Origin of the sequence: Plantactinospora sp. ZYX-F-223 (assembly GCF_039649625.1) — a bacterium.
GTDB lineage: Bacteria > Actinomycetota > Actinomycetes > Mycobacteriales > Micromonosporaceae > Plantactinospora.
Genome location: NZ_JBDJAV010000047.1, coordinates 58,820 through 72,201 on the forward strand (window position 1 = coordinate 58,820; position 13,382 = coordinate 72,201).

At 72.1% G+C, this 13,382-nt stretch carries 14 protein-coding genes and 1 pseudogene; 12 read left to right on the forward strand and 3 right to left on the reverse strand.

All coding sequences use genetic code 11. The annotated features are described in order from the left end of the window. The first annotated feature begins 36 nt into the window (after positions 1-36). From AAH979_RS34510 to AAH979_RS34535, 6 genes are all read left to right on the forward strand, one after another. On the forward strand, positions 37-627 hold the full coding sequence (locus AAH979_RS34510) for a molybdopterin-dependent oxidoreductase (protein ID WP_346262336.1): 591 nt from the start codon (positions 37-39) through the stop codon (positions 625-627). Continuing rightward, on the forward strand, positions 627-1,358 hold the full coding sequence (locus AAH979_RS34515) for a ferredoxin reductase (RefSeq protein ID WP_346262321.1): 732 nt from the start codon (positions 627-629) through the stop codon (positions 1,356-1,358). The genes AAH979_RS34510 and AAH979_RS34515 overlap by 1 nt, the downstream gene beginning before the upstream one ends. 22 nt (positions 1,359-1,380) lie before the next feature. Continuing rightward, positions 1,381-1,707, forward strand: coding sequence for a DUF6510 family protein (locus AAH979_RS34520; RefSeq protein ID WP_346262322.1), 327 nt, complete (start codon positions 1,381-1,383; stop codon positions 1,705-1,707). Between the two features lie 518 nt (positions 1,708-2,225). After that, a complete protein-coding gene (locus AAH979_RS34525) occupies positions 2,226-2,744 on the forward strand; it encodes a TrmH family RNA methyltransferase (protein ID WP_346262323.1) in 519 nt (172 codons plus the stop codon). A 116-nt stretch (positions 2,745-2,860) separates the two neighbouring features. Next, on the forward strand, positions 2,861-3,034 hold the full coding sequence (locus tag AAH979_RS34530; protein WP_346262324.1) for a hypothetical protein: 174 nt from the start codon (positions 2,861-2,863) through the stop codon (positions 3,032-3,034). Further along, positions 3,034-5,481 (forward strand): DUF4132 domain-containing protein, encoded by a 2,448-nt coding sequence (locus AAH979_RS34535; protein ID WP_346262325.1) that lies wholly within the window; start codon positions 3,034-3,036, stop codon positions 5,479-5,481. The genes AAH979_RS34530 and AAH979_RS34535 overlap by 1 nt, the downstream gene beginning before the upstream one ends. Before the next feature lie 22 nt (positions 5,482-5,503). Here AAH979_RS34535 and AAH979_RS34540 read toward each other — a convergent pair whose 3' ends face one another. Continuing rightward, entirely contained in the window at positions 5,504-6,607 is a 1,104-nt protein-coding gene (locus tag AAH979_RS34540; RefSeq protein ID WP_346262326.1) for a hypothetical protein, read from the reverse strand. A gap of 253 nt (positions 6,608-6,860) precedes the next feature. Between AAH979_RS34540 and AAH979_RS34545 the strand changes: the two are divergent. Next, positions 6,861-6,947, forward strand: a pseudogene (locus AAH979_RS34545) (DUF397 domain-containing protein); the annotation flags it as partial. Between the two features lie 387 nt (positions 6,948-7,334). Here AAH979_RS34545 and AAH979_RS34550 read toward each other — a convergent pair. Together AAH979_RS34550 and AAH979_RS34555 are read right to left on the reverse strand one after the other, a co-directional pair. Then, entirely contained in the window at positions 7,335-8,201 is an 867-nt protein-coding gene (locus AAH979_RS34550) for a hypothetical protein (protein WP_346262327.1), read from the reverse strand. Then, on the reverse strand, positions 8,198-8,476 hold the full coding sequence (locus AAH979_RS34555; protein ID WP_346262328.1) for a hypothetical protein: 279 nt from the start codon (positions 8,474-8,476) through the stop codon (positions 8,198-8,200). The genes AAH979_RS34550 and AAH979_RS34555 overlap by 4 nt, the downstream gene beginning before the upstream one ends. Before the next feature lie 128 nt (positions 8,477-8,604). Here AAH979_RS34555 and AAH979_RS34560 point away from each other — a divergent pair, with 128 nt between their 5' ends. From AAH979_RS34560 to AAH979_RS34580, 5 genes are all read left to right on the forward strand, one after another. Beyond that, positions 8,605-9,504 (forward strand): aminoglycoside phosphotransferase family protein, encoded by a 900-nt coding sequence (locus AAH979_RS34560; RefSeq protein WP_346262329.1) that lies wholly within the window; start codon positions 8,605-8,607, stop codon positions 9,502-9,504. Between the two features lie 26 nt (positions 9,505-9,530). After that, positions 9,531-10,115 (forward strand): GNAT family N-acetyltransferase, encoded by a 585-nt coding sequence (locus AAH979_RS34565; RefSeq protein WP_346262330.1) that lies wholly within the window; start codon positions 9,531-9,533, stop codon positions 10,113-10,115. A gap of 183 nt (positions 10,116-10,298) precedes the next feature. Beyond that, on the forward strand, positions 10,299-10,787 hold the full coding sequence (locus AAH979_RS34570; RefSeq protein WP_346262331.1) for a hypothetical protein: 489 nt from the start codon (positions 10,299-10,301) through the stop codon (positions 10,785-10,787). Continuing rightward, entirely contained in the window at positions 10,784-11,959 is a 1,176-nt protein-coding gene (locus AAH979_RS34575; RefSeq protein WP_346262332.1) for a zinc-dependent alcohol dehydrogenase, read from the forward strand. The genes AAH979_RS34570 and AAH979_RS34575 overlap by 4 nt, the downstream gene beginning before the upstream one ends. 100 nt (positions 11,960-12,059) lie before the next feature. Beyond that, positions 12,060-13,382: cbb3-type cytochrome c oxidase subunit I (locus AAH979_RS34580; protein ID WP_346262333.1), on the forward strand; the 1,323-nt coding region annotated here is incomplete at its 3' end.

The window sequence follows — 13,382 nt, forward strand, 5'->3', positions numbered from 1 at the left end:
TGCACCGGGAGGTGGTAGGACTAGCGGGTGGGCATCGTGTCACCAGGCTTCCAGGGCCGGCGTCGGCAGTCCGGGCCGAACCTGCCACCGGGGCAGTACCTGACGGAGGACTTCCCCGTGCTCTCCGCCGGCCCCACCCCCCGGGTGCCGTTGACGGACTGGGAGTTCGTGATCACCACCGAGACCGGCACCGAGTTCCGGTGGAGCTGGGACGAGATGTGGGCACTGCCCAACGAGACGCCGACGGTGGACATCCACTGCGTGACGCACTGGTCGAAGCTCGGCACCAACTGGCAGGGCGTCTCCCTGGACACCCTGCTCGACGGCGTCGACACCGCCGCCGACTACGCGTTGGTGCACTCGTACGGCGGCTACACCACCAACCTGCCACTGGACGACCTGCGTGACGGGCAGGCCTGGGTGGTGCACCGGTACGACGGTGCCGACCTGCCGGCCGAGCACGGTGGCCCGGCCCGGCTGCTGGTGCCGCACCTGTATTTCTGGAAGTCCGCGAAGTGGGTGCGCGGCATCCGCCTCGGCCTGACCGACGAGCCCGGTTTCTGGGAGACCGCCGGCTATCACGATTACGGTGACCCATGGCGCGAACAGCGGTACCAGGGAGACTGATGAAGCGGACCGGTTGGTGGGTCGCCCGGCTGGTCGACCGCCGGACCGAGACCGCCACCTCCGGCACGCTGGTGCTGGAGGTACCGGACTGGCCGGGGCACCTGCCCGGGCAGCATGTCGACCTGCGGCTGACCGCCGAGGACGGCTACCAGGCGGCCCGCAGCTACTCGGTCTCCGCGCCGGCCGACGGCAACCGGATCGAGGTCACCGTGCAGCGGGTGCCGGACGGCGAGGTCTCGCCGTACCTGCTCGACGGCCTCTCGGTCGGCGACCAGATCGAGGTCCGCGGCCCGGTCGGCGGCTACTTCGTCTGGCGGGTGACCGACCCCTCGCCGGTACTGCTGGTCGGCGGTGGCTCGGGCATCGCACCGCTGATGGCGATGATCCGGGCCCGCCGGGAGGCCGAAAGCCGGACACCATTCCGGCTGATCTACTCGGTCCGCTCCGAGCGGGACGTCTACTTCGCCGACGAGTTGCGTCGGCGCGCCCGGGACGACCGGGGCCTCGACGTCGCCTACGTCTACACCCGGGAGGTGCCGGAAGGGCTCTCCGCCCAGGCACACCGGGTCGCCGTCGCCGACGTCAACACCCACGGCTGGCCGGCACAGCTCGAACCGGTCAACTTCGTCTGCGGGCCGACCGGCTTCGTCGAGGCGGTCTCCGACATCCTGGTCGCGCTCGGGCACGAGCCCCGGCGGATCAAGACCGAACGGTTCGGTCCGACCGGCTGACCCCGAGGACCCTGGAGGCGAGATGACCGAGCAGCTCCGACCAGATCCGGGGCGGATGGATTACCTGGACGGCAACGTGCTGGCCGGGCCGATGCGGGACGTGTTCGCGGTGGACCTGACCACGGCGACCGGCCGGTGCGCCTCCTGCGGCCAGACCGGCCCGGTGGCCGCGCTGCGGGTCTACTCGAACGCGCCCGGGGTGGTCGCCCGCTGTCCGGCCTGCGCGGAAGTGATGCTCCGGCTGGTGCGTACCCCGACCAGTGCCTGGCTGGACCTGCGCGGTACGACGTACCTGCAGATCCCGATGCCGGCCGAGCCGGCCACGATGCCCGGCCCGACCGCGATGTAGCCGTCGCGGGCCGCCGACCGCGAGGTGGCCGACGTTGGGTTCGACCGCGATGTGGCCGACGTCCGAGCCGGGCGGCGGGCGAGCGTGGCATCACCCAGGTCGGTTTCGTACGCCGGACGGCGGACACCTGGCGGCAACCGGCCGACCGGGTGATCTGCCTCGGCTCGGCACACGCCTTCGGCGGGGCGGCGACCGCGCTGGCGGCCCCCGCCGATCTGGTCCGCCCGGGTGGCCGGCTGTTCTTCGGTGGCGGGCCGGTCGCCAGGAGTGGCTGCTGACGCACCCGGACGATCCCCGGGCCCCCGGCGTACGCGACGAACTCGACGCCCGGCTGCGGGAGTACGTCACCGTCTATCGTGGACTGTTGGGGCTCGGGTACTTCGTGCTCGGCCGGTGACCGGTGGCGGGTCTGTCTGGCCGCTACACTGGTCCCAACGGTTTCCCGACGATGGCCCGTGTGCGCCGAGAAGCACACCTCTCATGATCGACATTTCCTGCGGCGGAGTCGCCGTCCTCCGATGAGCCCGGCGATCCGGGTCCGTCCCCGCCGTGAATTGGCCGCCGCCCGCCGTCGCCGGGCGCACCGCTGCTGGGGCCACCTCGTCGCGGCACCGCTGTGGCCGATGCACAACGCCAACCTCGGCACGCTGCTGCGTACTTGTGACGCGGTCGGCGCCTGTCTGGCCGTACCGCCGTGGCGGTGGGTCGACGAGGCGCTGGCGCGCGGAAACACGCTGCGCCGGCCGAGCTGCGTACACCGGGTCGGCAATCCGGTGCGCTGGCTGGCGGCGGAGCGTGCGGCAGGCGCCCGGGTGCTCGGCGTCGAGCTGACCGACGAGGCGGTCCGGCTCGCCGACCTGCCGACCGCCCGACGCCGCACCATCGTCGTCCTCGGACACGAGTCGACCGGCATCCCACCGGAGGCGCTGGACAGCCTCGACGCGGCGGTGGAGATCCCCATGCTCGGCACCGGCCTCAGCCTGAACGTAGCGGTCGCCGGCTCCCTGGTCCTCTACAAGCTCGCCGGCCTGATCTGACCCCCGATCGGAGATCTTGACCACTCGTTGTCGCCTGAACAGTCGCCGGAAGGACAGGAAGTCGTCAAGATCTATCCGATCCCTTCGGACGGCGGCCGGTGGGGGAGCGGTGTCGGATGTCCGGCCTAGACTGCGGCGCCATGATGGTGCGGGACATTGTCGACGAGACGAGCATGCGGTGCCGGCAGGCGGCCGGCACCCCAGCCACGGGGGGCCTCGATGGGGAGCGGGTCCTCCATCCGGGTGCGGAGTTCACCTTCCGGCTCCACGCGCCGCTGGCCGCTGCCTGATGTCCAGCGTGGAGCAGACGACGGTGATGTCGGTGCCGCTGTCGCCGTACGCGGCCGCGCTGCTGCGCCGGATGACCGGCCCGGCCCCGGAGGCCGAGCCGGCCGCCGCCCGGGAGCCGGTGGACCTGTCCCGGGTCGGTGACCGGGAATTCGGGGTACTGCTGGTGGCCGCCCGCGGCCTGTCGCGTCCCGAGAACGCCGCCCAGCATCCCGGCTGGGCGGTGCGGTGGGCGGTGGAGCAGGCGCTCCGGGAGCGGCAGCCGAGGTTCACCCCGGAGTCGTGCGCGGCACTGCTGGCGGTGCACGCCGAGCGGGCCGGGACCGAGCCGTACACCGCCAATCCGACGCTGGCCACCGGCGCCCTGCTCCGCTGCGACGGCCCGTGGCCGGAGTCGGCGAGGCGCTCGGCCGGCGTCATCGCCCGGGGCGTGCTCAGATACGGCCGGGTCACCGAGCCGTACGCGGTCGCCGCGCTCGCCGGGCTGGCCGGCGGGCTCACCCGGCCGGTGCTGACCAAACTCTTCGCCTGGTCGCTGCACTCGTTCGCCCGCGACGAGTTAGACCTGCTGGTGAAGCTCGGGGTGACCGCCCAACTCCTGGTCGCCGAGGTCTGCCCCAACCGGTCCTACGTCACCCCGCCGCAGCTTCCCGACGCCTGGCAGCGGCTCGCCGCGATCCCGGACTACGCCGCCTTCGGGCGCCGGGCGCTCGAGGCCGCGCACGCCCGGGTCGCCGCGATCCAGGCCGGCGAGCTGCCGTACGCGGCGGACAAGGCGTTCGGCAGGGACGAGGTGGAGGTGCTGGGCCGGGCCACCCGGATCGCGCTGCTCCGCGACGAGCCGTGGCTGCCGGAGCTGCTCCGCCCGCTGCTGCTCGGCGTGGCGGTCGCGCCGACCAGCGCCAACACCCTTCCGTCGCAGGCGCTCCTCTTCGAGCTGGCCCGGGCCGCCGGTGACTTCCCCACCCCGGAGGCGCTGGCCGCGCTGGTCGCCGCCCGGGGAGTGGTCCGGCACAAGGGCGTGTCGAAGCAGCTCGACCGGATGCTGAAGCGGATCGAGCGCGGCCTCGCGGAGCGGCCGGACGCGGTGCTCCGGCTGCCCGACCTCGGTTTCGACGCCGACGGCGAGTGTGTCGTCCCGGTCGGCGACCACCACGCCGTGCTGACCGCCTCGGAGGACGTGCTGCTGCGCTGGCGACGCGCCGACGGCGCGCTCTCGGCGACCGTGCCGGCGCCGGTCCGGCGGGACCATCCGGACCGGCTCAAGGAGCTGCGCGCCCGGGTCAAGCAGGCCAAGGACCAGCTCGCGGCGCTGGCCCGGACCCTGGAGGCGGGCTTTCCGGCGGCCTCGCCGCAGCCGTACCGGCAGTGGCGGGAGGGGCTGGCGGGCAACGGGCTCGGCTGGCAGGTGGCCCGCCGACTGATCTGGGAGTTTCCGGACGCGTCCGGGCGGTGGCGAGCCGGGCTGCCGGACGACGGCTGGCGGGCGGGGGAGCCGGACGAGGGCGCCGAGCTGTTCCGGGACGTCGCGGGCGGGCCGCTGCCCCCGCCCGGCCCCGAGGCGCCGATCCGGTTGTGGCATCCGGTCCGGGCCGGTGTCGACGAGGTCCGGGCCTGGCGGGACCTGCTCACCGAGCGACGGTTGCGGCAGCCGCTCCGGCAGGCGTTCCGCGAGGTGTACCTGCTGACCCCGGCCGAAGAGCAGACCGGTGACCACTCGCTGCGGTTCGCCGCGCACGTCGTGCACTACCGGCAGCTCTACGCGCTGCTCAAGGGGCGGGGCTGGACGACCAGCATGCTCGGGCCGTGGGATGGCGGGGACAGCGCGGAGGCGTGGCGAGTGCTGGCTGGCGGGGCGTGGCGGGTCGGGCTGCACCACGACTACCTCGGCGAGGAGGGGGTGGAGTGCGCCAGCACCGGCCGGGTGTGGTTCGAGCGGATGCGCGAGGGCGCCTGGCGGCCGAGCGCGCTGACCGAGGTGCCGGTGGAGCTGTTCAGCGAGGCGATGCGCGACGTGGACCTCTTCGTCGCGGTCACCTCGATCGCCGCCGACCCGCACTGGACGGACGGCCGGACGCAGCACGTCGACTACTGGCGGGCCGAGAACAGCCGGGAACTGACCAGCGCCGCCCGGGTCCGCCGCGAGGCGCTGGCCCGGATCCTGCCCCGGACGAGGATCGCCGACCGGTGTGAGCTGACCGACCGCTATCTCGTCGTCCGGGGCGACCTGCGGACATACAAGATCCATCTGGGCAGCGCGAACATCCTGATGGAGCCGGACGACTCCTACCTCTGCATCGTGCCGGCCCGGCGGAAGGCGACCGGCGACCTTTTCCTGCCGTTCGAGGAGGACCGGCTCGGGCTGATCCTGAGCAAGGCGTTCCTGCTCGCCGACGACGCCCGGATCACCGACCGGTCGATCGTGGCGCAGTTGCGCCCACGGCGGTGATCCGGGCATCGTGCGAAACGGCCTACACCCGAGAGGTGAAGGTGGAGAGGAACTCGTGCGGCACCGGGCTGCCGGTGTTGTCGAAGCAGAGCGTGTCGACCTCGGCGGCCGGGGCGGCGCTCAGCTTCCAGGGTTGGGTCAGGTGGCAGTAGTCGGAGCCGGAGCCGTATGCGGTGACCTGGGCATGCGTCTCCTTCTCGGTCAGGAACGGATACGTGACCAGATAGCGCCCGGCCGGGGCGAGCGGGGCGGACGAGTTGAACCCGAACCCGCCGGCCGGATAGTTCCAGTTGGTCTGGCCGGCGCCCGCCGAGAAGAAGTAGCCGGTGTACTTCGGCGGCCCGAACGAGCCGTACACGGCCCGCTCACGGTGGTACGACAGGGTGAACTCGCTGTTCACCGGCGCGCCGCCCTGGTCGAAGCAGGTGACGTACGCGACGATGTCGAGCCCGCTGGCGGCGAAGCGCGCGACCTTGCAGCGGCGCGGTCCGGCGTTCGGCTGCACCGCCGTCACCTGGAGGTTGCCAGCGAGCGTGCCCGCCACCCCGACCCCGCCGAGCCGGACCTGGTAGACCCCGACTCCGCCCGGCGCGACGCTCACCCCGCCACCTGCCGAGTTGTACGCCTGCACGATGGCCGCCGGTCCCCACTGGAGCCAGGCGTGACTGCCCTCGACCGTCGGCACCAGCCCGGAGCTGTACGTCCAGAGCACCGTGAACCGGGTATCGTCCCGGTCCCCGCCCGGCTTGTGGCACTGCACGTCGACAATTTCGTCCGCCCCCGATTGTCCCCAGCGGACGATCTCGCAGTAGTGCCCGGTCCGGTTCACGGGCGTGACGTGCACGTTTCCGCGTGAGCCGGTGCCGACCTGCGGAAACTTGATGAGGTAGCGGCCGGGTGCCTGCCGCATCCCCTCGGCGAACAGGCCGGGGAAGGCCGTCTTCCAGCTACCCCACTGCCGGGTCGGGTCGAGTACCGTCCAGGCGGCCGGCAGGCTCGGATTGTCGACGTACGCGAAGCCGAACCGGTCGGCGGCAGCGGCCTGGCTCGGCCCGGGCGGGCCGAGGACGGTGGCCGCCAACGCGGCGACCAGGGCAGTGGCGAGGATGCGGGGACGGAGTCGCATCGGGCCTCCAATCGGGGTGGTTCGATGTGTGCCCCGGAGTCTGCGGTTCCGGCCGTCCGGCCGCTGTCGGTTCCCCGGCAGTCGGGGCGCAGCAGCGCCAAAACCCATCTGCGGGCGTAGCCGGAATATGCAGCGGTATCCGGAACGTGGTTGCAGGGCGCCGATGCGTACCGGTTGCCGCCGGCATTTCCACATCGGCGCCCTCCCGGCCCGGGGCGGTGTCAGGTCAACGGGGAGACGCGGATCCAGCCGATTGGTTCGGGACAGCAAGGACCGGGACGGCGGCACGTTGGCCTTCGAGTCGGCCGGCTGGCAGGCGTTCGTCGACTTCGCCAAGCGGATCGGCGCGATCGGCTACCGCCCCGTCTTTGGAAGGTTGATCGGTAGTGTGGGGTCGGGGTATCTGCCGGCGGGACTGTCGAGCTGCCCCGCTTGTGCGCACACTGTCCCGGGCTGTCCAGGCCCCGACCTTCGGTCGGCCGGTCGACCCAAAACCCCATCGCCATGCGCCGTCTCGGCAACCCGGCTTTGGCGTGCCCCGTCTGTGCACCCAGCTCGACAGTCCGCGCACCACCTACTCCCCGGTCGGCCGTCGGGTCGCTCATCTCGGCCACGCCGAGCCGCCGCCAGGCGATCTCCCGGTGGATGCGCCAGTGGGTGTAGGCGGACCTCCGACCCACGACGGACGCCGGTCGGGGCCGCCCGGACGCCAGTCGCGAGCGGCCGGCTACGACCGGCTGGCGGTGAACAGCACCGGGGTACCGACCCCTTGCCCGGCGGCCAGGTCGGCGAGGAAGCCGCCCAGCCAGCCGAGCGCATCGAGCGACCACTCGGCGAGCGTCCCGTGGAAGGTCACCCGGTGCCGGGTCGGGCCGTTCCGGAAACCGTCGTCGAACGGCGGCGACATCGGCGGCGGGTCAGCGTCGTCCAGGGAGTACGACTCGCACTCGAACACGTCCTGGTCCAGCCGACCCATCCGTTCCCGGATCAGCGGTGCCGCCGAGGTGATGGTCGGCGCCTGGCCGCTGTCCAGGGTGACCCGCACCGGCGTACGTGACCTCGGATCACCGCCGCCGAACCAGCCGGCGGTACGCAGGGACGGCATCCCGGCGTACTCCGGGGGCGACGATCCGGGATCGAGGCCCTGCACGGGCAGCAGCACCTGCACCGCCCGCAGGTCCAGGGTGCCGATCCGGGCCGTCACGTCACCGGTACAGCGCAGGAACGGCTGCACCGGCAGCGGCCGGTCGGCGGGCAGCGGCTCGACCCCCACCTGGAACCAGGCGACCAGCGACGCGCCGGGGGCGGCGAGCGGGTGCTCCTGCCCGGCGTCGTTCATGCCCCACAGGCCCGCCGCCCCGGTCGTCCGCTCCTCGACGCCCCGGTCCGTGAACCGGACGACACCGCCGAGGTCGTCCAGCCACCCCATTGCGAGCGACCGCTCGGAGAACAGCGCGTACGCGTCACGGCCGCTGTCCGGGTCCCGCCACGGGTGCGGCGTCAGCTCGCCGTAGAGCGCCGCGAACATGGTGCCGACGGGCGAGCGGGCACCGGGTGCCAGGCCGGGGCGGGCCTCCCCGCTGTCGCCGGTCACGCCTGCTCCGCCGGCTGGTCGGCCGTCGTCGTCGGGCGCCAGCCGAGGGCCGGGCCGAGTCGGGTCGCCATGTCGGTGAGGATCTGCACGTGGTCGTCGTGCGCGATTCCGTACTGGAGGTGGGGGTGCCGGACCCAGGCGCTGTCGAAGCCCAGCCGTTCGCCGAGCGCGATGATCTCCAGGGTCGTCTCGTGGCCCCGGCGCGGGTCGGCGGCGTCGAACAGCCCGATGGTGAGGGACCCCCACTTGCGCAGGGGCGTCGAGGTCGGTGCCATGAGTCCTCCTGTCCCGCGCGGGCGATCGGGAGCGTCGGCGTGACGGCGGTAACGCCTAACCCGGTTGCCCCGCCCCCCGTCCATCGGCGATGCTGCCGCAAGTCTGCCCCTTGATCAGGAGAGCTGTCTTGCCCGTCCCGAAGATGCACGAGGATGAGATCGACATCTCGGCGGAGCTGGTCGCCCGGCTGGTCGCCGGGCAGTTCCCCGAGTGGGCGGACCAACCGGTGCGTCCGGTGGCCGCCTCCGGCACCGTCAACGCGCTGTTCCGGCTGGGCCCGGAACTGGTGGTGCGGCTGTGCCGGGTGCCGTGGGCGGCGGGCGAGGAGGCCGAGGAGCACCGCTGGCTACGGCGGCTGGCGCCGTACCTGCCGGTCGCGGTGCCGGCTCCGGTGGCGGTGGGGAAACCCGCCGAGGGGTACCCGTGGAACTGGTCGGTGCTGCGCTGGCTTCCCGGCACCAACCCGGTCCCCGGCCGGCTCACCGCAGCGGGCGACCTCGCCGCCGACCTGGCCGGATTCGTCGGCGCCCTGCGGTCCGTCGCGCTACCGGACGGTCCGGCGGCCTACCGGGGCGGGCCGTTGGCGGACCTGGACGTGCACACCCGGAACGCCATCGCCCAGTTGCGCGGGACCGTCGACACCGACGCGGCCACCGCCGCCTGGGACGACGCCCTGCACGCGCCGCCGTGGGTGGGCCCGCCCACCTGGGTGCACGCCGACCTGATGCCCGGCAACCTGCTTACCGTTGATGGGCGGCTCAGCGCGGTCATCGACTTCGCCACCGTGGGTGTCGGCGACCCGGCCTGCGACCTGATCGTCGCCTGGAACCTGCTGCCGGCCGGCGCCCGGGGCACGTTCCGGGCGGCGGTCGACGCCGACGATGCCACCTGGCGGCGGGCCCGGGGCCGGGCACTGTCGATCGCGCTCATCGCGCTGCCCTACTACCAGGACCGGGCACCCGGGTACGCGGCCGAGGCTCGACACACGATCGACGAGGTCATCGCCGATTTCGACACCTTGGGCTAGCTGCCCGGTCGCGGCATAGTGAACCGATGGCCGCCTATCTCACGACCCCGCGTCTGGTGCTCCGGGAGTTCACCAGGGCAGACGTCGACGATCTCGTCGCGCTCGACGCCGACCCCGAGGTCATGTACTTCATCAACGGTGGTCGGCCGACGCCCCGGGAGTACGTCGAGCAGGTGGTGCTGCCGCGCTGGTTGCGCTACTACCGTGAGTCGCCGGGGCTGGGGTTCTGGGCCGTCGAGGAGCGGGCGTCCGGGGAGTTCCTCGGGTGGTTCCACCTTCGGCCGGGTGAGGGACATCCGGCGGACGAGCCGGAGTTGGGCTACCGGCTCCGCCGTTCCGCCTGGGGCAGGGGGTACGCCACGGAGGGCAGCCGGGCGCTGATCGACAAGGCCTTCACCGAGCAGGGCGTACGGCGGGTGCTGGCCGAGACCATGGTCGTGAACACCGCGTCGCGGCGGGTGATGGAGAAGTCCGGCCTGCGGCTGGTCCGGGTGTTCCACGCGGACTGGCCGGACCGGATCCCCGGTGACGAGCACGGCGACGTCGAGTACGCGCTGGACCGGGCGGACTGGCAGCGGCAGCGGGCGGCAGGCCCGGAAGGTACCCGGTAGCGCCCGCTCCCGTTCGACGCATACGGGCGGGTACCGGAGCCGCGTCGGGGCGTGGTCGAGTCGGGCGAAGTATCAGGATTCCCCCTGGGGCATGCGTCCGTTGTGAGAGGGTTTGCGCGGTGGGGCTCGCTGGTTGGTCGCGACCGCCCCGCGTCAGCATTCGACGTCGACGGGGGCCGACAGATGAGGTGGCTGGTCGGAGGGGCGGCAATGGTCGCCGGTGGGTTGGTCGCCCGGCGGCTGCTCGGCGGATCGGCGCGCGGCGACGGGCAGTGGCCGCAGCGCCTCGTCGGCCGCCGCAGACCGCGCTGGCACGTCGCCACCGTGAACCGCCCGGCAGACAAGATCGCCGTGGACGGCCAACTGCCGGAGCCGTTGACCGGCCTCGGCGACGCGGTCGAGATCCAGGTCCGGCCGGCAGCCGGCAACCGGGGCACCGAGATCGCGGTACGGCTCAGGGACGGCGCCCGGCTCCCCGCCGCCCAGGCGGTCCGGCGAGCGATGGGCCGGGATCCCGAGCAGGCGATCCGGGCCGCGCTGCGGGAGGCGAAGCAGCTCATCGAGACCAGCGAGGTGCTGCACCCCGACCATCCGCCGACCACCGAGTCGACCCTGCTGAACAAGCCGCTCCAACTGGCCACCCGGCACGGGCGCAGGGAGGGCCGGCTGTGAAGGCGCTGGTGTGGGAAGGGGCCAACGAACTCGCCGTACGCCAGGTGCCGGATCCGCAGATCCGCAACGACCAGGACGCCATCGTACGGGTGCGCCAGACCGTGACCTGCGGGTCGGACCTGCACCTGCTCGGCGGGTACGTGCCGTTCATGGAGCGCGGCGACGTGATCGGGCACGAGTTCCTCGGCGAGGTCGTCGAGGTCGGTCCGCAGGTGCGCAAGCACCGGGTCGGGGACCGGGTGGTGGTCTGCTCGTTCGTCTCCTGCGGCAAGTGCTGGTACTGCCAACAGAAGCAGTACTCGCTCTGCGACAACGGGAACACCAACCCGGTGATCACCGAGAGCGTCTGGGGGTTCGCGCCCGGCGGCTGCTACGGGTACTCGCACGCGCTGGGCGGCTTCGCCGGCAGCCACGCCGAGTACATCCGGGTGCCCTACGCCGACCAGGGCGCCTTCGCCGTACCGGAGGGGGTGAGCGACGAGCGGGCCGTCTTCGCCTCCGACTCCGCGCCGACCGGCTGGATGGGGGCCGACCTCGGCGGGGTGCGGCCGGGCGACGTGGTGGCGATCTGGGGCGCCGGGGCGGTCGGGCAGATGGCGGCCCGCGCCTCCGTCCTGCTCGGTGCCGACCGGGTGATCATGATCGACCGGCTCGACGACCGGCTGGAGATGGCGCAGCGGCACCTCGGGGTGGAGACGCTGAACTACGAGCGGCAGGACGTCGGCGGTGAACTGCTGGAACGCAGCGGCGGCCGGGGTCCCGACGTCTGCATCGAGGCGGTCGGGATGGAGTCGCACAGCGGCGGCCCGCAGCTCTGGTACGACCAGGTGAAGCAACAGTTGCGGATCGAGACCGACCGTCCGGTGGCGGCCCGGGAGGCGATCTACAACTGCCGCAAGGGTGGCAGCGTGTTCGTGCTCGGTGTCTTCGCCGGCATGGTGGACAAGTTCCCGCTCGGCGCGCTGATGAACAAGGGGCTGACCCTGCGCGGCGCCCAGCAGCACGGGCAGCGGTACATCCCCATGCTGCTGGAGCGGATGGCCCGGGGCGAGCTGGTCACCGAGCACCTCGCGACGCACACCATGCCGTTGGACGAGGCGCCGCGCGGCTACGACATGTTCAAGCAGAAGCTCGACGGTTGTGTGCGGGCCGTCTTCGTACCCGCCGGCTGAGCTGCCGGGGCGCCCCGCCGGCAGCTCCGCCTGCCGGGCCTCGGCGCGCCGGTGCCACACCCTCGCCCTGCCAGTCCGTTCGTCGATGGGATGAGCCGCGATGCGGAAACGGGTAACCACCGAACCCGGACACGACCCTGGGCGGCTGATCCTGGCCCCGGCCCGCTCGGGCGGATATCCGGGGCCGGTCCGGGAGGCGGTCAAGGGCAGCCAACTCCTCCGCCTGCTGGCCACCACCGACGCCAAACAGATCGGGCTGCTCTATCTGACGACGTCGTTCGGCTTCTTCCTGGCAGCGGGGATCGAGGCGTTGCTGATGCGGGCCGAGCTGGCACGCCCGGGAATGCAGTTCCTCTCGCCGGAGCAGTACAACCAGCTCTTCACCTCGCACGGCACCATCATGATGCTGCTGTTCGCCACCCCGCTGGCGTTCGCGTTCGGCAACTTCCTGGTGCCGTTGCAGATCGGTGCCCCGGACGTGTCGTTCCCCCGGCTCAACGCGCTCGCGTACTGGCTGTACCTGTTCGGTGGCCTGATGGTGCTCGGCGCCTTCCTCATCCCCAACGGGGGGCCCGACTTCGGCTGGACGGCGTACCCGACGCTGAGCCGCTACGACCACAGCCCGGGGATCGGCGGCAACCTCTGGGTGGTCGGTCTGGTGATCTCCGGACTGGGCACCATCCTCGGCTCGGTCAACCTGATCACCACCACCCTGACCCTGCGGGCACCGGGCATGACGATGTTCCGGATGCCGCTGTTCACCTGGTCGATGCTGATCACCGCGCTGATGGCGGTCGTGGTCTTCCCGCTGCTGGCGGCGACGCTGCTGGCCCTGCTGGCCGACCGGGTGGTCGGCGCGCACGTCTACGCCGCCGACCACGGCGGGCCGATCCTCTACCAGCACCTGTTCTGGTATTTCGGCCATCCCGAGGTCTACATCGTGGCGCTGCCGTTCTTCGGCATCATCAGCGAGATCATCCCGGTCTTCAGCCGCAAGCCGCTGTTCGGCTACAAGACAATGGTCCTCGCCATCATCGTCATCTTCCTCTACTCGATGACCGTCTGGGCGCACCACATGTTCGCCACCGGCCAGGTGCTGCTGCCGTTCTTCTCCGCGTTCACGTTCATCATCGCCGTACCGACCGGAATCAAGTTCTTCAACTGGATCGGGACGATGTGGAAGGGGCAGTTGACCTTCGAGACGCCGATGCTCTTCTCGGTCGGGTTCCTGGTCACCTTCCTCTTCGGCGGGCTCACCGGGGTGCTGCTGGCCAGCCCGCCGGCCGACTTCCACACCACCGACACCTACTTCGTCGTCGGCCACTTCCACTACGTCCTCTTCGGCACCATCGTCTTCGCCGCCTTCGCCGGGGTCTACTTCTGGTTCCCCAAGATGACCGGCCGGCTCCTCGACGAACGCCTC

Coding starts and splice junctions, on each gene's coding strand:
- AAH979_RS34515 (WP_346262321.1), top strand. CDS start 627: ATGAAGCGGACCGGTTGGTGGGTCGCCCGGCTGGTCGACCGCCGGACC.
- AAH979_RS34520 (WP_346262322.1), top strand. CDS start 1,381: ATGACCGAGCAGCTCCGACCAGATCCGGGGCGGATGGATTACCTGGAC.
- AAH979_RS34525 (WP_346262323.1), top strand. CDS start 2,226: ATGAGCCCGGCGATCCGGGTCCGTCCCCGCCGTGAATTGGCCGCCGCC.
- AAH979_RS34530 (WP_346262324.1), top strand. CDS start 2,861: ATGTCCGGCCTAGACTGCGGCGCCATGATGGTGCGGGACATTGTCGAC.
- AAH979_RS34535 (WP_346262325.1), top strand. CDS start 3,034: ATGTCCAGCGTGGAGCAGACGACGGTGATGTCGGTGCCGCTGTCGCCG.
- AAH979_RS34540 (WP_346262326.1), bottom strand. CDS start 6,607: ATGCGACTCCGTCCCCGCATCCTCGCCACTGCCCTGGTCGCCGCGTTG.
- AAH979_RS34555 (WP_346262328.1), bottom strand. CDS start 8,476: ATGGCACCGACCTCGACGCCCCTGCGCAAGTGGGGGTCCCTCACCATC.
- AAH979_RS34565 (WP_346262330.1), top strand. CDS start 9,531: ATGGCCGCCTATCTCACGACCCCGCGTCTGGTGCTCCGGGAGTTCACC.
- AAH979_RS34570 (WP_346262331.1), top strand. CDS start 10,299: ATGAGGTGGCTGGTCGGAGGGGCGGCAATGGTCGCCGGTGGGTTGGTC.